Source organism: Brevundimonas sp. T2-11, from assembly GCF_055397675.1.
Map to the genome: position 1 here is coordinate 1,358,492 of NZ_AP027920.1, position 21,762 is coordinate 1,380,253.

Sequence of the window (21,762 nt, forward strand, 5' to 3'; positions counted from 1 at the left end):
GCGTCTCCGCCGTCGTCGTCTCAGCCTGGACGGACCAGTGGGCCGACGATGACCCCGGCGGCCTCTTCGACCGAACGCCCCTATTTGTCCGAGCCCGGCGTGAGCGCGGTCGATGCGGACATGTGCAAGGCAGGCCAGCTTCAATGGCTTGTCGGGAAACCGCGCAGCGAGATACCCGTTCCGGTCGATGTGGTGAACCGTCGCGTCGCCTGCACCACCTGTCCTGTGACTGAAGATTATTCGCCTTACCGATTGAATATTTTCTACAATCAGCAAACCGGCATCGTCGAGCGCGTGAGCTGCGGCTAGGCCACAACAGAAAGAGACGCCATGAAGACGATTCTGATGCTCACGGCTTTCGCGGGCGCGGTGGCGCTTTCAGCCTGCGCGCCGACGCAAGAGGCCGGCTCAGGCGGCGAAGCCGCTCCTGTCGCCTGCAAGGCCGGAGACTATCAGGAATATGTCGGCCGCAATCGCTCGACCATTCCCGCAGACGCGCCGCGCGGCCGCATCTTCCGCGTCCTTTGCAGCACCTGCGCCGCGACGATGGACTATCGCGATAATCGCGTGACCTTCACCTACGACGACAAGACCGACATCGTGACGCGCGTCAGCTGCGGCTGATCAGGCTCAGCGCTCCAGGCCGTAGAGGGCGTCGGCGACGTCCTCTACCTTCTGGCGCACCACGGTCTCGGCGTCGCGCAGGCCGCGATTGTAGAACAGCCGGCCGATGTCCCGGCCGATGAACTCGACCAGCATTTCGGCGGGAAGCTGTCCGACCTCCACCTCCATCTCGTCGTGCAGGTAGGCGCGCAGACGAGCGGCCGCCTCCTGCATCTCGTCCTTGGACAGCAGGGGCGGCGTCTTGCTCATCATGCGACCTCGGCCAGGGCTTCTTCAGCGGCGATCCAGTCGGCCTCGGCCTGATCCAGATCGGCCTGGGCCTTGGCGCGGGCGCGCGTCAGGCCTTCCAGCTTCTTCGGATCATTGACGGCGGCGTTGGCCAGATCGTCGTCCAGACGCGCCAGATCGGCCGTCAACTGAGCCATCCGATCCTCGGCCTTCTTCACTGCGTGACGCAGCGTGGACGGAGACGGTCCCTTCTTCTTTTCGGCTTTGGGCGCGGCGGCGGGCTCCGGGGCCTCGGCGGCGGCCTCCTCGTGCTTGACCTGGCTGGGCTTCATGCCGGCCTGTTTGGCGCGGTCGAGGACGAACTTCTGATAGTCGTCCATGTCGCCGTCGAACGGCTTCACCGAGCCGTCGGCGGCCAGCCACAGGCGGTCGGCCACCAGCTCCATCAGCGAGCGGTCGTGGGTGATCAGGATGACCGCGCCCGTATATTCGTTCAGCGCGTCCAGCAGGGCGCGGCGGCTGTCGATGTCCAGGTGGTTGGTCGGTTCGTCGAGGATCAGGATGTGCGGCGCATCCATCGCCACCAGATTCAGCAGCAGGCGCGCCCGCTCGCCGCCCGACAGGGAGCCGACGGTGGTCTCCTGTTTCTCGAACGGCAGGCCGAACTGGGCCAAGCGCGAACGACGGCTGCTCTCCGAGGCGTCGGGCATGGCGCGGCGGATGATCTCAAGCGGCGTGTCGGTCGGGTCCATCGCCTCGATCTGGTGCTGGTGGAACCAGCCCACGCGCATCTTGCCGTCACGGTGGAACTCGCCCGTCTCGATGGTCAGGGCCTTGGCGATCAGCTTGGCGAAGGTCGACTTGCCCGCCCCGTTGACGCCCAGCAGACCGATGCGGTCGTCCAGGTCCATCCGCAGGTTCAGGTTCTTCAGGATGGGCTTGCCCGGCTCATAGCCGACGTTGGCCTTCTCCAGCCGGATCAGCGGCGGGGGCAGGGGGCGCTCCGGCGAGGGCAGGGTGAAGGGGGCGACGCGCTCTTCCGGCGGCAGTTCGATGCGCTGCATCTTCTCCAGCCGCTTGACGCGCGACTGGGCCTGCGTCGCCTTCGACGCCTTGGCCTTGAAGCGGTCGATGAACTTCTGCAGGTGGGCGCGCTCGGCGTCCTGCTTGGACTTGTTGGCCTCCATCAGGCGCAGCTTCTCGGCCCGTGTCTTCTCGAAGGTGTCGTAGTTGCCGGTGTAGAGGTCCAGCTTGCGGTTCGACAGCTGCAGGATGTGGGTGCAGACGCCGTTCAGCAGCTCGCGGTCGTGGCTGATGATCAGGGCCGTGTGCGGATAGCGCTTCAGCCGTTGCTCCAGCCACAGGGCGCCTTCCAGGTCGAGGTAGTTGGTCGGTTCGTCCAGCAGCAGCATGTCCGGCTCGGCGAACAGGGCGGCGGCCAGGGCTACGCGCATCCGCCAGCCGCCCGAGAACTCGGCCATCGGGCGCTGCATGTCATCCTGGCTGAAGCCCAGGCCGACCAGGATTTCCGAAGCGCGCGACGGGGCGCTGTCGGCGTCGATCTCGATCAGGCGACCCCAGATTTCGCCCATTTCCTCCGGCTCGGCGGTCTCCAGCCGGGTCAGCAGGTCGTGGCGCTCGACATCAGCTTCCAGAATCGTGTCCAGAACGCTGACCGGCGTGGCGGGGTGTTCCTGATCCACCGAGCCGATGCGCGCGGTCTTGGGCAGGGAGATTTCGTCGCCGTTGGCGGCCAGTTCGCCCAGGATCAGCTTGAACAGGGTCGACTTGCCGATGCCGTTGCGGCCGACCAGACCGACCTTGGAGCCCGGCGGCAGGCTGACGGAGGCGTCGTCCAGGAACTCGCGGCCCCAGGCGTTGTAGGTCAGGTTTTTGATCTGCAGCATCGGAACCGGGAGAAAAAAGGCTTACGCGCGGGGGATATTGGAAAGATGAGTGGCGCTCGCTATAAGCCGCCGACCCTCAAACTCCCAAACAAGAAGTCACTTCCCATGACCGAACGTACCTTCTCGATCATCAAGCCCGACGCCACGCGCCGCAACCTGACGGGCGCCATCAACGCCGTGATCGAAGGCGCCGGCCTGCGCATCGTCGGTCAACGCCGCATCAAGCTGACCGAAGCCCAGGCCAAGAAGTTCTACGAAGTGCACGCCGAGCGTCCCTTCTACGGCGAACTGGTCGGCCAGATGATCGCCGAGCCGGTCGTCGTTCAGGTGCTGGAAGGCGACAACGCCGTCGCCAAGTACCGCGAAGTCATGGGCGCGACCAACCCGAACGACGCCGCTGAAGGCACCATCCGCAAGCTGTTCGCCCTGTCGATCGGCGAGAACTCGGTTCACGGTTCGGACTCGCTGGAAAACGCCGGCATCGAAATCGCCCAGTTCTTCACCGACGCCGACATCGTTGGCTAAGGGCTTTGGGCTGCGGTCAAAGGGCTTCGCCTTTTCGACCCGACGCAGCCTGACAAGCGCATAAAGACGGCCCGCTTCCGGAACCGGAGGCGGGCCGTTTCGTTTTCACGGTCCTGTTACCTGTTCAGCCATCAAGGGAAGACCGCCATGAAGACGATCCTCAAACTGGCTCCTGTTCTGGGCGTCGTAGGCCTGCTGGCCGCCTGCGGCACCACCACGGAACAACGCGCGGCGTCAGGCGCAATCGGCGGCGCGGTCGCCGGTCAGGCTATCGGCGGCAATACGGGCGCGACGGTCGCCGGCGCCGCTATCGGCGCGGTGGCGGGCGCTGTGACCACGCCCAAGAAGCCGAACTGATTTCATCCGGGTCTTCCGGATACAAGAACGGCGTCAGCTGCAAGGCTGACGCCGTTTTCGTGTTCGACCGGGACGCGCCGCTTACCAGATGCGGGCGCGGCCTTCCGGGGCGATGTATTGCGCCTGATCCGGGGTCACGCCGAAGGCCGCGTACCAGGCGTCGATATTGCGCGGCGGGGTCGAAGCGCGCGCGGCGCCCGGCGAGTGCGGGTCCGTCGTCAGTTGCTCCTTCAGGGCCGCCTCACGCGACTTCTCGCGCCAGACCTGGGCCCAGCCGAGGAAGACGCGCTGCTCACCGGTCAGACCGTCGATGACCGGGGCCGGCTGGCCGTTCAGGCTGCGGTGATAGGCGTCCAACGCCATCAGCAGACCGCCCAGGTCGGCGATGTTCTCGCCCATGGTCAGGTCGCCGTTGATGTGGGTGCCGGGAATGGGCTGCTGGGCGTCGTAGATGGCGCCCAGGACCTTGGCGCGTTCCTCGAAGCGGGCGGCGTCTTCGGGCGTCCACCAGTCGCGCAGGACGCCGTTCGCGTCCGACTTGCGGCCCTGATCGTCGAAGCCGTGGGTGATCTCGTGGCCGATGACGGCGCCGATTCCGCCGTAGTTCACGGCTGCATCTGCGTTCGGATCGAAGAAGGGCGGCTGCAGGATGGCGGCCGGGAAGACGATCTCGTTGCGCGGCGGATTGTAATAGGCGTTCACCGTCTGGGGCGTCATACCCCATTCCAGCGGATCGACGGGCTGGCCGATCTTGCCGCGTTTCCAGGCCCAGTCGAAGGCCGAAGCGCGCTCCACGTTGCCGTAGAGGTCATCGGCCGACAGTTCCAGACCGTCATAGCTGCGCCATTTCTCGGGGTAGCCGATCTTCACGCCGAACTTGGACATCTTGAGCAGGGCCTGCTCGCGCGTCGGCTCGCTCATCCAGTCCAGATTTTTCAGGCGCTCGGTCATGGCGGCGCTGAGGTTGGCGACCAGGGCCTCCATCTGGGTCTTGGACGAGGCGGGGAAGTGCAGGCGGACATATTCCTGACCGAGCACCTCGCCCAGCTGGCCGTCGACCAGGGCTACGCCGCGGTTCCAGCGCGGACGGTTTTCAGGCTGGCCGCGCAGGGTCTTGCCACGGAACTCAAAGCGCGAGTTCACGAAGGCGTCGGACAGATAGGGGCCGGCCTGATCGACGATCTGGAAGGCCTCCCAGGCCTTCAGCGTGTCCAGCGAGGTCTCGGCGAAGACCTGGGCGATGCCCGGGATGGCCGTGTTTTCCATCAGGACGATGGTCGGCACGCTGCTGATCTGGGCGCCTTGCAGGAAGGCGGCCCAGTCAAAGCCGGGGGCCAGCCTGGCCAGATCGGCGGTCGGGGCCGGATTGTAGATCTTGTCGATCTGGCGGCGTTCGACCGTGGTCCAGTGCTTTTCAGCGACCTTGGTTTCGAAGGCCAGGATGTCGGCGGCGGCCTGGGCCGGGTTCGACCAGCCGGCGGCCGTCAGAGCGCGGGTGATATAGGCGACATAGGCTTCACGCTGAGGCGCGAAGTCGGCCTTCAGGTAGTAGTCGCGGTCGGGCAGGCCGAGGCCGCCCTGGCCCATATAGGCCGAGTTGAGATTGGGGTTCTGCAGGTCCTCGAACACGTCGACGCCGAACAGGGAGCCGCCGAAGCCGGCGTGGCTTTCGCCCATCAGACGGGCCATGCCGCTGTGGTCCGTCACGGCGCGAACGGCGGCCAGATCGGCGGCCAGAGGCTGGGCGCCCAGCTGGTTGACGCGGGCCTCGTCCATGAAGCTGGCGTAGAGGGCGCCGACCTTCTGCGCATTGGCGTTGGTCGGGTTGGCGGCGCTGGCCTCGATGATTGATTTCAGCTGGCTCTGGGCGTTTTCATACAGAACGTCGAACGGGCCGAAACGGGCTTTGTCCGAGGGAATCTCGGTGTTCTTGAGATAGGTTCCGTTGGCGTACTCGTTGAAGTCGTCGCCCGGCTTCACCGCCAGATCGCGACCGTTCAGGTCGAAGCCCCAGGGATGGATCTGCGGCGCGGCGGCGGTGTGGCCGGCGTGGGCGTTCTGGGCCGAGGCGGCTTGAGCGGAGAGCGCGAAGGCGAGCGCCAGGCCGGCGGCGCCCATCAGGCGAGTCTTGGACATCGGGTCTTCCCATGTGGAAACAGCGAGCGGTCGCCAGCAGAACTGGTCCGATCGTTCGCGGGGAAACTGCTCCCCCCTGCGACGCCCTGTCGCATTAAAAATCGTTAAGGTTCGCTGCGGTTCAGCGGCTGACGAAGGCCGTCAGCGTCTGCGGATACAGGCTGTGCTCCGCCGTCTTGACGCGTTCGGCCAGGATGTCGGGGGTGTCGCCCGGCAGGATCGGCACGCGGGCTTGACCCAGAATGGGGCCTTCGTCGACGCCTTCGGTGACCACGTGGACGGTGCAGCCCGCCTCAAGGTCGCCGGCCTCGATGGCGCGGGCGTGGGTGTTCAGGCCGGGATAGAGCGGCAGCAGCGACGGGTGGATGTTCAGCATCCGCCCCGCCCATTTCTGCACTAGCCAGGGGGTCAGCAGGCGCATGTAGCCGGCCAGGGCGATGACCTCGACCTCATGTTCGATCAGCAGGGCGTCGATGGCGCGCTCATGCGCCTCACGGTCCTTGCCGAACGCCTTGTGCTCGACCGTCAGGGCTTCGACCCCGGCGGCACGCGCCTTGTCCAGCCCTGCCACGTCCGCGACGTTGGACACGACGGCCACGACCTCATAGGGCGCGTCAGCCGTCTGACCGGCGGCGATCAGCGAGGCCATGTTCGACCCGGAGCCGGAGATCAGCACCGCCACGCGCGTCTTGGGCTTGCGGTTTTCAGTCATGGAACGGCTCAGGCGACGGATCGGGGAGGGGCGAGGGATGCGACCGCTGTCGCGTCTTGGCAAGCCCATGTCGCTGATCAGGGCGTTATAAAGTCCGTTGCCGGACGGCCCCGCTTGGCGTTAGCGTCCCGCCGCCGGGATGTCCGGCGCGTGAGGGGGAGTTTCATAATGCGTCATCTGCTTTCGGCTGTCTGTGCGGCGGCGATCCTGGCTGTGCCGATGGTTTCCATGGCTCAGGAGGCCTCCGGCGGCGGTTCCGGCCCGGTTCGCTCGGCTTCGGACCGCCTGCGCAACGCCAACGCCGAGCAGGTCGAACGCAACTGGGCGCGCGCCACGCCGGAAGAGAAGGAGGTGACGACCAGCCATTCGATCACCGCCCACGGCCGGACCATGCGCTACAAGGCCACGGCCGGCACCCTGACGATCCGAGACGATGCGGGCATGCCGACGGCCAGCCTCTTCTACGTCGCTTATACCCTGGACGGTCAGCCAGCGGGGCGCCGTCCGGTGACCTATCTCTACAACGGCGGGCCTGGCTCGCCGACCGTGTGGCTGCATATGGGCGCCTTCGGCCCGGTGCGGGTGCTGACGGATGATCCGGTGGTCGAGCGCCCGGCGCCGTTCAATGTCGGTCCCAACGACATGACCCTGCTGGACAAGACCGACCTGGTCTTCATCGACATGGTCGGCGCGGGCTATTCGCGTCCTCTGGCCGAGACACCGGGTTCGACCTTCTGGGGCGTGGATCAGGACGCGGACGCCTTCACCCGCGCCATCATGCGCTACACGAGCAAGTTCAACCGCTGGTCCAGCCCCAAGTATGTGCTGGGCGAAAGCTACGGCACCCTGCGCACCGGCGCGGTGGCGCATCAGCTGGAAAGCCGGGGGATGTCGCTGAACGGCGTCATCCTGCTGTCGTCGATCATGAACTACGGCGTGCGTCAGCCGGGCTATGCCCAGAACTTCATCACCCTGCTGCCGACCTATGCGGCGACGGCCTGGTATCACAACAAGGTGCCGAACCGCCCGGCCACGGTGGAAGCCCACGTCCAGCGGGCGCGTGAGTTCGCCATGGGCCCCTATGCGGCGGCCCTGGCCAAGGGGCACATGATCTCGGACGCCGAGCGCGCCCAGATCGCCCAGCAGATGAGCGAACTGATTGGCCTGTCGCCGACCTTCATCGACAACGCCAACCTGCGGGTCGAGCTGTCGCCGTTCCGCAAGGAGCTGCTGCGGGATCGTCGCGAGACCATCGGCCGTCTGGACACCCGCTATCTGGGCATGGACGCCGACGCCGTGGGCGGTTCGCCTGAGGAAGACCCGTCCAGCAGCGCCATCACCGGGGCCTATTTCGGCGTCTTCAACGATTACATCGCCAATACGCTGAACTTCCGCACCGACATGGACTATCGCCAGTCGGCGCGCGGCCTGCCGGGCTTCAACTGGAACTGGAGCCACCGTCCGCCGGTGGGCGGGCCGCAGACCACGCCGAACACGGCCGTTGATCTGGCCACGACCATGCGCCGCAACCCGCACCTGAAGGTGCTGGCGCTGAACGGCTACTACGACGCCGCCACGCCCTTCTTCTCGACCGAGTTTGATCTGGCCCAGATGATGCTGGAGCCGCACCTGCGGGACAATCTGGAGTTCACCTACTACGAGGGCGGGCACATGATGTACACGAGCCGCAAGGCGCTGGAGGAACTGCACGTCGATCTGGCCAGGTTCTACGACGAGACCCAGAACGGCGGGGTTCGCTGATCTGAACTCAGGCTCATCGCCAAAGAAAAAGGCCCCGGTCGCGAGACCGGGGCCTTTGTCGTTTCAGGCGCTGGAAGCTCAGGCGGCTTCCAGTTGTCCGCAGATGAAGGCTTCCTCGCCCGCGTTCAGCAGGGCGGCCAGGACCGGCTCGGCGTTTTCCGGCGAGACGATCAGGATGAAGCCGACGCCGCAGTTGAAGGTGCGGCGCAGTTCGTGGTCGGAGATGCCGCCGACCTGACCCAGCCATTCGAAGACGGAGGGCAGGGCCCAGGCGTTCCAGTCGAACGCAGCCTGCAGGCCCTCGGCGATGCAGCGCGGCGGGTTCTCGATCAGGCCGCCGCCCGTGATGTGGGCGGCGCCCTTGACCAGACCGGCCTTCATCAGCGGCAAGACCGGCTTCACATAGATGCGGGTCGGCTCCATCAGGGCCTGGGCCAAGGTGCAGTCCTTGGCGAAGGGGGCGTCGTCGCCCCAGGCCAGGCCGGACTTCTCGACCACCTTGCGGATCAGCGAATAGCCGTTGGAGTGCGGACCCGACGAGGCCAGGCCGATGATGATGTCGCCGGCCTTCTGCTGGTCCAGGTAGGGCAGGACCTGACCGCGCTCGACCGCGCCGACCGAGAAGCCGGCCAGATCATAGTCGCCGCCCGAATACATGCCCGGCATTTCGGCCGTTTCGCCGCCCACCAGGGCGCTGCCCGACTGACGGCAGCCCTCTGCGATGCCGGCGACGACGCGGCGCGCGGCGTCCACGTCCAGCTTGCCGGTGGCGTAGTAGTCCAGGAACATCAGCGGCTCGGCGCCCTGCGCCAGCAGGTCGTTGACGCACATGGCGACCAGATCGACGCCCACGCCGTCATGACGGCCGGTCTCGATGGCGATCTTCAACTTGGTGCCGACGCCATCGGTCGTGGTGACGATCAGCGGGTCTTCAAAACCGGCGGCCTTCAGATCGAACAGGGCGCCGAATCCGCCCAGCGAAGCTTCGGCGCCGGGGCGGCGAGTCGACTTGGCCAGAGGCTTGATCGCATCGACCAACATTTCTCCGGCGTCGATGTCCACGCCTGCATCGGCGTAGGTGAGGCCGTTTTTCAGGGCTTCGGGGGTGTCGCTCATCGGTCACGGCTCGATATCGGGGGCGAAAATCTGTCGCGGCGCTCTTGCCACAACGGCGTCGCGCGGGGCTATAGCATCGGAATGACGCCAATCACCACCAATGACGCGCTAATCGACTTCTGCGAACGCTTGGCCAAGGCCCCGTTCATCACGGTCGACACCGAATTCATGCGCGAGACGACCTACTGGCCCAAGCTGTGCCTGATCCAGGCCGCTTCGCCCACGGACGCCGCCATCATCGATCCGATGGCCGAGGATCTGGACCTTGAGCCCTTCCTCGCCCTGCTGCGCGACGAATCGATCATCAAGGTCTTCCACGCCGCCCGTCAGGACGTTGAGATCTTCAACCGTCTGGGCGCCATGCCCAAGCCGATGTTCGACACCCAGGTCGCCGCCATGGCCGCCGGTTTCGGCGATCAGGTCAGCTATGAGCAGCTCGTCCGCCAGATGCTGCGCCAGGAACTGGACAAGGGCAGCCGCTTCACCGACTGGGCGCGTCGCCCGCTGTCGGATGCGCAACTGACCTATGCCATTGGCGACGTGACCCATCTGGCCGCCCTCTATCCCAAGCTGCGTGATCGGCTGCAGAAGGAAGGCCGTCTCGACTGGGTCATGTCGGAAATGGGCGCCCTGACCGATCCGGCCCTCTATGACACTACGCCCGAGAATGCGTGGAAGCGTCTGAAGCCCAAGAAGTTCAGCGCCAAGTATCTGGCCGCCTTTGTCGCCGTCGCCGTCTGGCGCGAGCGCGCGGCGCAGGAACGCGATCAGCCGCGCGGCCGTATCCTCAAGGACGAGGGCATCGACGAGATCGCCGTGCAGGCGCCGACCGATCCCGAGGCCTTCAACCGTCTGCGTTCGGTGCCCAAGGGCTTTGGCGGCTCGCGTCTGGGTCTGGAGCTGGCCGCTGAACTGAAGCGCGTCCTGGCCGACCCCGAAGCCCATGCGCCCAAGCTGGAACGCCCGGCTCACAGCCAGCCGGCCCCGCCTTCGGTGGTGGAGCTGCTGAAAGTGCTGCTGAAGGCCAAGAGCGACAACGCCGGCGTGGCCACCAAGCTGATCGCCAACGTCGCCGATCTGGAAAAGATCGCCAACGACGACAACGCCGACGTCGAGGCCATGAAGGGCTGGCGTCGTCAGCTGTTCGGCGACGACGCGCTGAAGCTCAAGAAGGGCGAGATCGCCCTGGTGCTGAACGGTTCGCGCGTCGAAGTGGTCGAAATCGAAGGCTAGTCGGGATCAAGCCGGCGGAGACGCCGGCTCCCACAGCTCGATGGGATTGCCCTCGGGATCATGGATGCGCGCAAAGCGTCCGATCTCGGGGTGGGCGTCCCATTCCGGCTTGGTGATGACCTCGATCCCCGCGGCCTTCAGTGAGGCGATCAGGTCGTCTAGCCCTTCGACCCGCAGGTTCAGCATCCAGCGGTGGTCGGCGGCGAAATAGTCGCTGTCTTCCTTGAACGGGGCGAAGACGGTCGGCCCCGCCTGCTGGTTCCAGATCCAGACGTTTTCCAGCGCCCCGACTCCGAGGTGGGTCAGATACCAGTCGGCCAGGGCCTTGGTGTCCTTGGAGCGGAAGAAGAAGCCGCCGATTCCGGTCACGGGCATGGGATGGTTTCTCTAGATTTTCAGCGTCAGATTCATGGCTTCAGCCAGGGCCTTGGCGCGGCGGCGCGTCTGTTCGCCCAGCAGCATGTCGGCGTAGCCCTCGGCCGCCGTGATGCGCAGCGCGCCTTTCTCGACCGTGGCGGCGGCGTTGGCCAGCAGTTGCGGCGAGCGGCCTGACAGGTCGCAGGCCAGCCGCATGGCCAGGCCCAGGGCGCGGGCGCGCTTCTGGCCGGATGCCGGCAGCAGGCGGTTCACGGCGTCGGGCGCGGGCGTCCTGGCCTCGCCGCCATAGCGGGCGTTCATGGCCACGGCCAGGAAGGCGCGTTCGGCGTGAGTCTGGCCCGGAATGGGCGAACGCAGCACCTGATCAAAGACCAGATCGACCCGGTGGTCCGGATGGAGCCGCGCGCCGAGATCGGCCAGCCGACAGACCGAGGCGGTCAGCAGGGCGTCGCGCTCCTCGCCAAAGGCTTCGGGCATGGCCGAGACGACCGATTGCAGCCAGCCGTCCAGAGCACGGGGCAGGGCCGGGTCCACGCCCTGACGACCGCCCCATGCCGAACAGCCGGCCAGCAGGGGATCGACCGCCGCCATCTCGGGCGACAGTCCGGCGTAGAGCAGGCCTTCGCGCACGCCCCAGGCCGAGAAGGTGATGGAGTTCAGCCCCAAGGCCTCGATCAATCCGTCCAGCACGAGGGCGGCATAGGGCAGGGTCTCGGCCCGGCGCTTGGATACGCCCGGCAGCTTTTCCAGCGAGGCCCTGGACTGGCGCGCCACCAGTCGGGCCAGGTCGCGCGCGTCGGCGGCGCTCATGGCGTATTCGTGGACGATCCGGAGCGGATGGTTGGTCTGGGCCATGTGCATCTGGGCCAGACTGCGCCAGGCTCCGCCGACGGCGTGCAGGTCGGTCGTGGCGTAGGCGTCGGCGACGGGCGCCAACCGCTTGGCGATGCGCGAGCGCAGACGATCCACGTCGAAACCCTTGGGATCCACCAGTGAGAAGGGTCCCAGGGGCAGGGTGACGCCCTTGTCCAGCGGGCGATTGCGACCGCCATTGCCGATGCGGGTCAATTCCAGGCTGGCGCCGCCCATGTCGGCGGCCACGCCGTGCGAGCCCGGTGCGCCGGCCAGGACGCCGAGCGCTGAATAGCGGGCTTCCTCTTCACCGCTGAGAACGCGGACCTGCAGACCCGTCTCGGCGGCCACGCGGGCGCAGAAGTCGGCGCCGTCTTCGGCCTCGCGTACGGCGGCGGTGGCGGCGATGATGGTCTGGTCCGGCTGGACGCCCTCAATGACGGCGGCGAAGCGGCGCAGGGCTGTCATGGCGGAGACGACGCCGGGAACCGACAGGCGCTTCGTCGCGGCCAGATCACGGCCCAGACCGGCCAGGACCTTCTCGTTGAACATGGTCCAGACAGCCCGGCCTTCCAGCCGATACAGCACCAGACGCACCGAGTTGGAGCCGATGTCGATGACGGCGATCTGGCGCGACGGATATTCGGCCTCGACGCCCATCAGCGGCGTTTCCGGGCCTTGAGGCCTGCGTAGGACAGGGCGCCGGGCAGGGTCTTCACCTTGCGGCCGCGGCCCGACAGGCTGGGATTGGTCATGAAATACTTGTGGGCCGAGAAGGGACGTTCAGGACCGGAGGGCGTGACGCGGTGATAGGTTCCGTCGGCGGCCAGGGTCCAGCTCTGGGCGTCGTCCTTCAGGTTGGCGACCATGATCTGATCCAGCACCTGATCGTGGACGGTGGCGTTCAGGATCGGCGTCATCAGCTCGACGCGACGATCCAGATTGCGCGGCATCCAGTCGGCGGACGAGATGTAGAGCTTGGCCTTGTTGCTGGGCAGGTCGTGACCGTTTGCGAAGGCGACGATGCGGCTGTGTTCCAGGAAGCGGCCGACGATCGACTTGACCCGGATGTTCTCCGACAGGCCCGGCACGCCGGGACGCAGGCAGCAGATGCCGCGAATGACCAGTTCGATGCGCACGCCCCACTGACTGGCGCGATACAGGGCGTCGATGATCTCGGGATCGACCAGGGCGTTCATCTTGGCCCAGATGGCGGCGGGCTTGCCCTTGGCGGCGGCCGACATCTCCTTGCCGATCATTTCCAGCAGGCTGGTCTTCATGTTCAAGGGCGAGACGACCAGGGCCTCAAGCTCATCGGGCTCGGCGTAACCGGTGATGTAGTTGAAAACCCGCGTCGCATCCTGACCCAGAACCGTGTTGCAGGTGAACAGGCTGAGGTCGGTGTAGATCTTGGCCGTCGTCGGGTGATAGTTGCCGGTGCCGAAGTGGCAATAGGTGCGCAAGGCCTCGCCTTCGCGCCGCACCACGACGCTCAGCTTGGCGTGGGTCTTGTACTCCACGAAGCCGAAGACGACGTGGACCCCGGCCCGCTCCATCTGCCGCGCCCAGCGCAGGTTGGCCTCTTCGTCGAAGCGCGCCTTCAACTCGATCAGGGCGGTGACGTTCTTGCCGTTTTCGGCCGCCTCGATGAGGGCGGCGACAATGGGGCTGTCTTTGGAGGTGCGGTACAGGGTCTGCTTGATGGCGATGACGTTGGGATCGCGCGCCGCCTGTCGCAGGAACTGCACCACCACATCGAAGCTCTCGAACGGGTGGTGGATCAGCATGTCCTTTTCGCGGACCGCCGCGAAGATATCGCCGCCGTTGTCGCGGACGCGCTCAGGGTATCGCGGCTCATAGCCCTTGAACTTAAGGTCCGGGTGGCCGCCCGGGATCAGTTCGGCCAGTTGCGCCAGGCCCAGCATCCCCTCGACCAGAACCACGTCCTGCGGCTGGGCGTGCAGTTCGGCGATGATGAAGTCACGCAGGTCCTCGGGCATGGAGGCCTGGATCTTGATGCGGACGACCGAGCCCATGCGGCGCTGCTTCAACGCCTCCTCGAACTCCATGACCAAGTCTTCGGCCTCTTCCTCGATCTCGATGTCCGAGTCGCGGATCAGGCGGAACAGACCCTTCTCTAGAATTTCGCAACCGGGGAAGAGGTGGTCGATGAAGAGCAGCAGCAGGTTTTCCAGCGAGACGAAGCGCTTGCGGCCCGGCGCCGAGCGGCCGTCGGTGGCCAGGGCCCAGAAGCGCCGCACCTGGGTCGGGACCGGCACCAGGGCGTAGAGGACGCGGTTGTCGCTGTTGCGGCGCAGCTTCAGCGCCAGCGAGAAGCCCAGGTTGGGCAGGAAGGGGAAGGGGTGGGCCGGATCGATCGCCATCGGCGTCAGGACGGCGAACAACTGGCTGAGGAACTCGGGTTCCAGGCGTTCTCGCTCGGTGCGCGTGATCTTGGCGGCTTCGACCACCTCGATGCCGGCGGCGGCCATTTCCTTGCGCAGGACCCGCCAGCGGCGTTGCTGCTCGGCCATCAGGCCCCCGGCGGCGGCGTTGACCTGTTCCAGTTGTTCGGCAGGCGTCAGACCATCAGGTGAGACCACGCGGACCCGCTCGCGCACCTGCCCCTTCAGGCCCGCCACGCGGGTCATGAAGAACTCATCCAGGTTGTTGGCCGAGATGGACAGGAAACGAACCCGCTCCAGCAGCGGATGCCCCTCGTTGGCGGCTTCTTCCAGCACGCGTCCGTTAAAGGCCAGCCACGACAGTTCGCGGTTGATGAAGCGCTCGGGCGAGGTCATCAGCGCCTCGGACAGCTCCAGCTGCGGGGCGCGAGAGGAGGGGACTTCCTCGCCGGTGGTGTCGACAGCGATGGGCGCGATTTCAGTCATTTGACTGTTGTCGCGCGGGCCTGTGACAGCTGCAACCGCGATCTGATGCAATCAGTCAGACAGTTCGTCGCTGTCGCCCAGAACCTGACGGGCCAGGACGCGAGTGACCGGACGGTGATGGGCGTCCAGCTGGTCGACGATGCGTTCGACCGCGTCGGCGGAGCGGTCGATGCGGCGGGCCAGATAGTCGATGACCTCGTCGCCTGGCGTAATGTTGCGGGTGGCGAAGGCGCGCCTCAGCATGGCGCCCAGCACGACGTCGTCGGGCGCTTCGATTCCCACCGTGCGGATGGCGTTCAGTCGCGAGCTCAGGTCGGGCAGGTCGCAGGCCCAGGCTGCGGGCGGGTCGCGCGACACCAGCAACAGGGCGCCGCCGCCGGACTGGGTCAGGTTGATCAGGTGGAACAGGCTCTCGTCGTCGGCGTCCTGGGCGCGATCCAGCAGGACGAACTGGCCTTCCAGCTCCAGGGGATCGACCAGGGCGGCCTCGGCCCCGTGCAGGGCGACAGCGCCGGTGCGTTCGACCCAGGCGGCGGCCAGGTGGCTCTTGCCGCTGCCGGGCGGGCCGAAGATCGACAGGATCGAACCGGCCATTTCGGGCCAGGTCGACAGAACCGAAGTCGCCGTCGAATTGGATTCGGATACGACGAAATCGGCCGCGCGTTGCGACGCCTCCTGCCGCAGGGGCAGGCGCAGTTGCTGGGTGTCGGAACCGAGTGCGGCCATGAACAGACCATAGCAGAGGCCGTCCAGCGTGCTGTGGGCAGGTTTTCGGCGACGGTGGACAACCGCGCGGCGCTGTGGATTTAGCCGCCAGCCTTGACTTTCCGGGGCGATGATGGGCCTTTCGCCCCTCCTAATTCACGCTGTTCTACAGCCGTTTTCAGACGATATCCGATCATGCACGCCTATCGCACCCATACCTGCGGCGCCCTCCGTTCGACGGATGCGGGCGCGAATGTTCGTCTGTCGGGCTGGGTTCACCGCAAGCGCGACCACGGCGGCCTGCTGTTCATCGATCTGCGCGACCACTACGGCCTGACGCAACTGGTGCTGCACCCCGAGACGCCGGGCTTCGAGGCCGTCGAGCGCCTGCGCGCTGAAAGCGTCATCAAGATCGACGGCGAAGTGGTCAGCCGCTCGGCCGAGACCACCAACGCCAACCTGCCCACCGGCGAGATCGAAGTGCGCGTCCTGTCGGTCGAGGTCCTGTCCGAAGCCGCCGAGCTGCCGCTGCCGGTCTTCGGCGAGCCGGAATACCCGGAAGAGATTCGCCTCAAGAACCGCTTCCTCGACCTGCGTCGCGAGACCCTGCACAAGAACATCGTCCTGCGCTCCAAGGTGATCCACTCGATCCGCCAGCGCATGGTCGAGCAGGGCTTCCTCGAGTACCAGACCCCGATCCTGACGGCGTCGTCGCCCGAAGGCGCGCGCGACTTCCTGGTGCCGTCGCGCATGCACCCGGGCAAGTTCTACGCCCTGCCGCAGGCCCCGCAGCAGTTCAAGCAACTGCTGATGGTCTCGGGCTTCGACCGCTACTTCCAGATCGCGCCCTGCTTCCGCGACGAAGACCTGCGCGCCGACCGTTCGCTGGAATTCTACCAGCTCGACGTAGAAATGAGCTTCGTGACGCAGGAAGACGTCTTCCAGGCGATCGAGCCGCTGATGAACGGCGTGTTCAACGAGTTCGGCGAGGGCAAGCCGGTGTCGCCCATCGACGGGACCCACACCTTCACCAACGACTTCGGCCAGACCTTCGAGCACAAGGGCTTTGAGCGTCTGACCTACGCCCAGTCGATGAAGTGGTACGGTTCGGACAAGCCGGACCTGCGCAACCCGATCAAGATGCAGGACGTGTCGGATCATTTCCGTGACGGCGGGTTCGGCCTGTTCGCCAAGATCCTCGGCGCGGACGAAAAGAACGCCGTCTGGGCCATCCCGGCGCCGACCGGCGGCTCGCGCGCCTTCTGCGACCGCATGAACTCGTGGGCTCAGGGCGAGGGCCAGCCGGGTCTGGGCTATATCTTCTGGTCCGATGATCAGCAGGCCTGGGGCGGCCCTATCGCCAAGAACCTGGGTCAGGAGCCGACCGAGGCCCTGATGGCTTCCTTGGGTCTGGGCAAGGGCGACGCCGCCTTCTTCACCGCCGGCGACCCCGCCGTCTTCGCCAAGTTCGCCGGTCTGGCCCGCACTCGTGTCGGCACCGAGCTGAAGCTGGTGGACGAGGAGCAGTTCAAGTTCTGCTGGATCGTCGACTTCCCGATGTTCGAATGGTCGGAGGAAGAGAAGAAGGTCGACTTCTCGCACAACCCGTTCTCGATGCCGCAGGGCGGCATGGAAGCGCTGGAGGCCCAGGACCCGCTGACCATCCGCGCCTATCAGTACGACATCGTCTGCAACGGCTATGAGCTGTGCTCGGGCGCGATCCGGAACCACAAGGCCGAGATCATGCTCAAGGCCTTCGAGATCGCCGGCTACGACGCCTCGGTGGTCGAGGAGCAGTTCGGCGGCATGCTGAACGCCTTCCGCTTCGGCGCCCCGCCGCACGGCGGTCTGGCCCCGGGCATCGACCGCATCGTCATGCTGCTGGCCAACCAGACGGCCATCCGCGAGGTCATCGCCTTCCCGCTGAACCAGCAGGGCCAGGACCTGCTGATGAGCGCGCCGGCCGAGGCCGCCGACAAGCAGCTGAAGGAACTGTCGATCCGTACGGCTCTGCCGCTCAAGTAAGCGGCGTTCCGGCGCTGAATTGGAAAGGGCGGCCTTTACGGGCCGCCCTTTTTCTTGAGGATTCCAGTGGGCTTAATGGCCCGAGGCGACGACCAGGTTGCGCTGGCGCGGCGGAATGGGCGGCGCGGGCGGGGCCGGGGGCGTGCGAATGACGCGGACGCCGCCGCCGCAAGAGCGCACGGTCAGGCCGTTCGGCAGGCGGGTCGCTCCGTCGCCGCAGGCGTCGTGCACCTGATCCTGTGTCAGGCCGCGGGCGTTGGACAGGTCGGCGCCGCGAATATCTGTCCGATTCATGGATGCGCCCGAGAAGTTGGCGCCATCGAAACTGCCGCCGGTCAGGCGGGCGCTGTCTAGCGAGGCTTCGCGGAAAGACGCGCGGTCGAACACCCCGTTGGTCAGGTTGGATGCGTTGATTTCGGCGCTGGTGAAGTCGGCGCCTGTGGCGCGGACGTTGGCCAGGGTGGCTCCGAACATCTCGCTGCTGTTGAAGCGCGTGCGCACCAGGACCGCGCGATTGAAGTTTGCGCCGTTCAACTCCGCCGAGGACAGGTTGGCGTCCTGAAAATTGGTCTGGATCAGGTTGGCGCCGGTCGCTTCGGCGCCGGTCAGATTGGCGCTGGCGAAGGTGCTGCCCTGGAAGGTGGCGCCGACCATTTCGACGCCGCGCATGTCGGCGCGGCTGAAATCGCTGCCCGCGAAGTTCGATCCGATCAGTTCGGCGCCGCGCAGGGTGGCGCCGACCAAGGTGGCGTTGGTGAAGCTGGCTCCGGTGAAGGTGGCGCCGGACAGATCGCGGCCGGACAGTTCACAGCGGTTGCAGCTGCCGCCGAGTGAAACCATGCGGGCGACGTCGCGGTCCTGCATCTGCGTCAGGCCGACCACGCCCGCGAAGGCAGGAGCGGCGACCAGCACGCCGGTGAAGGCTGCGGCTGCGGGGGCCAGGCGACGGAGAAGGGCGAGCGGGCGTTTCATCACGCTACCTAGATGCGCCCATCGTTCGAATAACCCTACTTAAATCGCGGTAACGAAGGGGACCCTCAGCAGGCCGGAATGCGCAGGCCTGACGGCAGGACGGTGGCGTCGTCGCCGCAGGCCTGGTTCAGCTGACCTTGGGTCAGGCCGACTACGCGGGCCAGTCGAGCGCCCGACAGGTTGGTCCCGTTGAGCTTGGCGCCCGACATCGTGGAGCCGTCCAGATAGGCGCCGACGAAGCTGGCGTTGGTCAGGTCGGCCCCGGCGAAGTTCGAACCGGAGAAGACGCCGCCATAGGCTTCCACATCACGCATGTCGGCGCGCGAAAAGCGGGTGCGGTTCATGACGGTCAGGCTGAGGTCCGCCTGACGCAGACGGGCGCCCGCCAGGTTGAGGCCGCGCACCTCCATGCCCGAAAAATCGCCCTGGAACAGGTTGCAGCCGGGGCAGCTGTCGCCGCCGCGTACGCGGCTGATCTGCGAGGCGTTCTGGGCGACGGCGGGCAGGGCCGTGGCGGCGACCAGCGAGGCGACGAGTGCGATTGCGAGACGGTTCATGCGAGGACTCCGGGGTTTGAGGCCTGCCCAGCAAGAAGCGGGCCGAAACCGCACGCGTCTAGCCCTGCATCTGGGGGGCGGCCCCGCACGTGTCGCAAATCCAGCCGCCGCCGCGGTTCTGCAGGCTGAAATCGCCGCAGGCGGGACAGGCGACGGCCTCGGTCGGGGCGGCGTCGCGAGGCGTCTCGGCCTTGCGTCCAAATGGGACGACGACAAGATTGTCCGGCGCGGCCCCGCGGGCGAAGCCCTTGGAGATGAAGCGGGCGGCGGGCACGGGCTCGGCGTCGTTCGTCGCGGCGCCCAGTCCGTCGGGATTGCCCTCGGGTTCGGCGTTGGCCAGTTCCTGACGCTCCAGATAGGAAACGCCCAACTCGCGGAAGATGTAGTCGAGGATGGAGGTCGCCGAGCGGATTGAATCATTACCGGTGACGCGTCCGGACGGCTCAAACCGCGTGAAGACGAAGGCGTCCACGAACTCGTCCAAGGGCACGCCGTACTGCAGGCCGATCGAAATGGCGATGGCGAAATTGTTCATCAGGCTGCGGAAGGCGGCGCCTTCCTTGTGCATGTCGATGAAGATCTCGCCCAGTTCGCCGTCCTCGTATTCGCCGGTGTGGATATAGACCTTGTGGCCGCCCACAGCCGCCTTCTGGATATATCCCTTGCGACGGTCGGGCAGCTTGCGGCGGGTGCGGTCGCGCTCGATGACCTTTTCGACCACACGCTCGATGGTTCGGGCTTCCGGCTCCAGGCGGCGCTGGTCCGGAGCGTCGGGCTCGGCCAGATCCAGGCGGAAGTCCGCCGGCGGCGCGGCGCGGCGCAGGACGACGGCGCGGCGCCCGTCGCGGGCGGCCTGGCCCAGGGCGCGGGCGGCCTGAAGCGAACCGGCGCGCCAATCGATCACGTCGGGCGAAGCATCGGGGGCGTCGCTGAACGGTTCGATCGCGCGACGTAGCTCAGCCTCGAAGGCGACGGGATCGGCGGCCAGCAAGTCTCGCAGCGCCTCGGGTGCGGCCTCCCAACCGGACAGGTCGGCATGGCCGAAGGCGAAGGCGCGCGCGGCCTCTATCGCGTCGGCGTCAAAGCCCAGACGTGGCAGCAGGTCCGCGCCGTCCTCGACCGTCAGGCCGAGAACATCGCCGATGAAGCCAGCGTTCAGGACGGCCGGCGCGAAGACCGCCGACAGCATGTTTGTTTGACCCAGAGCGAGTTCCACGGCCTCCAGCTCCACGTCCGTGAAGCCAAGGTCGCGCAGGGCCGAATGGTTGACCCCTGGCGCGCCGACCAAGGTGCGACGACCGAACAGGCGGCGCTCCGCGCTTTCGATATCGCCGCCGGCGCGGGCGATGGCGCGGGCCAGCGACGGGCGCAGGCGCGGCTCGGTCTCGCCGTCCTCGGTCTGGAAAAGGTCCGTGGCGGTGAATGGCGAGGCGCCGAGGCGCAGTTCCAGCTCCGGGTCGCGCACGAACAGGTTGATGACGGCATGGCGACGACCGCAGCGTTTCAGGGCTTTGGTCTCATGACCGCGATGGCGGGCGGCGTCGATGGCCTCATCGCTCACAGCATCCCATTCGGCGCACGGGCCGAGCAGGGCGGCGAGGTCGGTCGAGGCGGCGCTGGCTGCGGCTGAAACGCGCGCGCCGACTGAAGCTGCGAGGTCGGTCGGCTTCTCCGCGTCGGTTGCGACGGCCCAGTCGGCCAGGCCAGACAGGCCCAGGGCGATGGGGCGCACGGCGTCGCGCCGCGGAGAGTCGGTCCGGATGGAGGTCTCGATCTCCAGCGCGACGACCCAGAGTCGCGTCAGGTCGTCCAGGGCTTCGTCAAAGTGTTCGCCCGCGACGGCGGCCAGAGCCGGCAGGTGCAGGATGGCGCGGGCTTCAAGGACGCTATCAGTCAGGGCTTCGGCGTCACGTGGCGCAAAGGTCAGCGCCAGATCGCCTTCCAGCGCGGCCTCGGCCACGGCCAGGGCTTCGGGGCCGCCCGAGGCGATGGAGTCGCGCGAAGCCAGGACGGGCGTCAGGGCGTGGGCGGCAGGCGCGGCCAGGGCGATGTTCTGGGTCTCGCCTTCGACAGCGCGAATGATGTCGGCGTCGCTGGCGCCGCAGCGACGGGCGATCAGGGCCGCGCGGGCCAGGGCCGGATTGGCGACGGGGTCGGCGCAGGCCTCGCGTGGTCCTTCGCAGCGGTCCACGGCGTCGGCGACGCCCGTCAACGCATCGGCCAGGGCCTCGGCGGCGCGTCCCGCCAGACGCTGTCCGCGCCGGCTGGCGGACAGGTCGGCAAGACGGCGCGTTGCGCCCGGTTCGCTCAGGGGCAGGCAGACCGGAGCGGCGAGCGTAGCCGAGGGAGCCTGGGGCGCGGCCAGGCCGAGCAGCAGGGAGGCCCACAGTTCGTCGGTGAAGGTTTCCGCCGCGTCGGCGCTGTCGAACAGGCCCAGTTCATGACCCCAGGCCCCCAGGCGTTGGGCCCATGCGTCGGCGGCGCCGCCCAGCCAGGCGGCGTGATCCTCGTCGGGGGCGACGTTGTCCTCCGGCAGATCCGTCGGCAGGCCTTCGGCCCAGTCAAGCCAGGTTTCGACGCGTGCGTCGGACCAGTCGACGGGCGCCAGCGTGGGCGTCATGACGCCGGGACGTTCGATCAGGCGAGGGTCCAGCGCCACGGTGGCGGCGAGGGGGGCGAAACGGGGCTTGATGCGCATCAGACGTCTCCGCGCGTGTCCTGATCTCGACATTAACGACGCCTCTGAAGGCGTTTCAATAAATCTTGGGCCCGCAGGTAGGGTT

Annotated in this window: 19 protein-coding genes; 7 read left to right on the forward strand and 12 right to left on the reverse strand. The window is 66.8% G+C overall.

Annotated features, from left to right (window positions below; genetic code table 11):
• Window positions 1-48: 48 nt before the first annotated feature.
• Both ACZ5XO_RS06760 and ACZ5XO_RS06765 read left to right on the forward strand, forming a co-directional pair.
• The gene (locus ACZ5XO_RS06760) at window positions 49-309 is read left to right on the forward strand and encodes a hypothetical protein (RefSeq protein WP_464164503.1); all 261 of its coding nucleotides are present in this window, start codon (window positions 49-51) and stop codon (window positions 307-309) included.
• Between the two features lie 21 nt (window positions 310-330).
• Window positions 331-624, forward strand: coding sequence for a hemolysin (locus ACZ5XO_RS06765; RefSeq protein WP_464164504.1), 294 nt, complete (start codon window positions 331-333; stop codon window positions 622-624).
• 6 nt (window positions 625-630) lie between these two features.
• On the opposite strand, the gene ACZ5XO_RS06770 is transcribed toward ACZ5XO_RS06765, so the two are convergent.
• Entirely contained in the window at window positions 631-873 is a 243-nt protein-coding gene (locus tag ACZ5XO_RS06770) for a DUF2164 family protein (RefSeq protein WP_464164505.1), read from the reverse strand.
• Window positions 873-2,759 carry an ABC-F family ATP-binding cassette domain-containing protein gene (locus tag ACZ5XO_RS06775; protein WP_464164506.1) on the reverse strand — a complete coding sequence of 629 codons (1,887 nt, stop codon included), beginning with the start codon at window positions 2,757-2,759 and terminating at the stop codon, window positions 873-875. Before ACZ5XO_RS06775 ends, ACZ5XO_RS06770 begins: the two co-directional genes overlap by 1 nt.
• Window positions 2,760-2,864: 105 nt before the next feature.
• Here ACZ5XO_RS06775 and ndk point away from each other — a divergent pair, with 105 nt between their 5' ends.
• Together ndk and ACZ5XO_RS06785 are read left to right on the forward strand one after the other, a co-directional pair.
• The gene (gene ndk / locus ACZ5XO_RS06780; RefSeq protein ID WP_292082548.1) at window positions 2,865-3,284 is read left to right on the forward strand and encodes a nucleoside-diphosphate kinase; all 420 of its coding nucleotides are present in this window, start codon (window positions 2,865-2,867) and stop codon (window positions 3,282-3,284) included.
• Window positions 3,285-3,431: 147 nt separating this feature from the next.
• Window positions 3,432-3,641, forward strand: coding sequence for a hypothetical protein (locus ACZ5XO_RS06785; RefSeq protein WP_464164507.1), 210 nt, complete (start codon window positions 3,432-3,434; stop codon window positions 3,639-3,641).
• An 81-nt stretch (window positions 3,642-3,722) separates the two neighbouring features.
• Here the strand turns inward: ACZ5XO_RS06785 and ACZ5XO_RS06790 are convergent, their stop codons facing one another.
• A complete protein-coding gene (locus tag ACZ5XO_RS06790) occupies window positions 3,723-5,777 on the reverse strand; it encodes a M13 family metallopeptidase (protein WP_464164508.1) in 2,055 nt (684 codons plus the stop codon).
• A gap of 121 nt (window positions 5,778-5,898) precedes the next feature.
• Window positions 5,899-6,489: a phosphoribosylglycinamide formyltransferase gene (purN, locus tag ACZ5XO_RS06795; protein WP_464164509.1), complete on the reverse strand. Its 591-nt coding sequence runs from the start codon at window positions 6,487-6,489 to the stop codon at window positions 5,899-5,901.
• Between the two features lie 168 nt (window positions 6,490-6,657).
• Here purN and ACZ5XO_RS06800 point away from each other — a divergent pair, with 168 nt between their 5' ends.
• On the forward strand, window positions 6,658-8,250 hold the full coding sequence (locus ACZ5XO_RS06800; RefSeq protein ID WP_464164510.1) for a S10 family peptidase: 1,593 nt from the start codon (window positions 6,658-6,660) through the stop codon (window positions 8,248-8,250).
• A 78-nt stretch (window positions 8,251-8,328) separates the two neighbouring features.
• Here ACZ5XO_RS06800 and purM read toward each other — a convergent pair whose 3' ends face one another.
• Complete coding sequence (purM, locus tag ACZ5XO_RS06805) at window positions 8,329-9,366, reverse strand: phosphoribosylformylglycinamidine cyclo-ligase (RefSeq protein WP_464164511.1); 1,038 nt, start codon at window positions 9,364-9,366, stop codon at window positions 8,329-8,331.
• Window positions 9,367-9,447: 81 nt separating this feature from the next.
• Here purM and rnd point away from each other — a divergent pair, with 81 nt between their 5' ends.
• A complete protein-coding gene (gene rnd / locus ACZ5XO_RS06810) occupies window positions 9,448-10,599 on the forward strand; it encodes a ribonuclease D (protein ID WP_464164512.1) in 1,152 nt (383 codons plus the stop codon).
• A gap of 6 nt (window positions 10,600-10,605) precedes the next feature.
• On the opposite strand, the gene ACZ5XO_RS06815 is transcribed toward rnd, so the two are convergent.
• The 4 genes from ACZ5XO_RS06815 to ACZ5XO_RS06830 are packed head-to-tail and all read right to left on the reverse strand — an operon-like array spanning window position 10,606 to window position 15,446.
• Complete coding sequence (locus tag ACZ5XO_RS06815; protein ID WP_464164513.1) at window positions 10,606-10,974, reverse strand: VOC family protein; 369 nt, start codon at window positions 10,972-10,974, stop codon at window positions 10,606-10,608.
• A 12-nt stretch (window positions 10,975-10,986) separates the two neighbouring features.
• On the reverse strand, window positions 10,987-12,489 hold the full coding sequence (locus tag ACZ5XO_RS06820) for a Ppx/GppA phosphatase family protein (RefSeq protein ID WP_464164514.1): 1,503 nt from the start codon (window positions 12,487-12,489) through the stop codon (window positions 10,987-10,989).
• Window positions 12,489-14,720 (reverse strand): RNA degradosome polyphosphate kinase, encoded by a 2,232-nt coding sequence (locus tag ACZ5XO_RS06825; RefSeq protein WP_464164515.1) that lies wholly within the window; start codon window positions 14,718-14,720, stop codon window positions 12,489-12,491. Before ACZ5XO_RS06825 ends, ACZ5XO_RS06820 begins: the two co-directional genes overlap by 1 nt.
• Before the next feature lie 51 nt (window positions 14,721-14,771).
• Window positions 14,772-15,446, reverse strand: a complete 675-nt coding sequence (locus ACZ5XO_RS06830; protein WP_464164516.1) for a P-loop NTPase family protein — start codon at window positions 15,444-15,446, stop codon at window positions 14,772-14,774.
• Between the two features lie 174 nt (window positions 15,447-15,620).
• On the opposite strand from ACZ5XO_RS06830, the gene aspS reads away from it, so the two are divergent.
• On the forward strand, window positions 15,621-17,450 hold the full coding sequence (gene aspS / locus ACZ5XO_RS06835; RefSeq protein WP_464164517.1) for an aspartate--tRNA ligase: 1,830 nt from the start codon (window positions 15,621-15,623) through the stop codon (window positions 17,448-17,450).
• Window positions 17,451-17,522: 72 nt separating this feature from the next.
• Here the strand turns inward: aspS and ACZ5XO_RS06840 are convergent, their stop codons facing one another.
• The 3 genes from ACZ5XO_RS06840 to ACZ5XO_RS06850 form a co-directional block, all read right to left on the reverse strand.
• Window positions 17,523-18,422, reverse strand: a complete 900-nt coding sequence (locus tag ACZ5XO_RS06840) for a pentapeptide repeat-containing protein (protein ID WP_464164518.1) — start codon at window positions 18,420-18,422, stop codon at window positions 17,523-17,525.
• A gap of 65 nt (window positions 18,423-18,487) precedes the next feature.
• Complete coding sequence (locus ACZ5XO_RS06845) at window positions 18,488-18,979, reverse strand: pentapeptide repeat-containing protein (RefSeq protein ID WP_464164519.1); 492 nt, start codon at window positions 18,977-18,979, stop codon at window positions 18,488-18,490.
• Window positions 18,980-19,037: 58 nt separating this feature from the next.
• The gene (locus ACZ5XO_RS06850) at window positions 19,038-21,677 is read right to left on the reverse strand and encodes a TSCPD domain-containing protein (protein WP_464164520.1); all 2,640 of its coding nucleotides are present in this window, start codon (window positions 21,675-21,677) and stop codon (window positions 19,038-19,040) included.
• Between the last annotated feature and the right edge of the window lie 85 nt (window positions 21,678-21,762).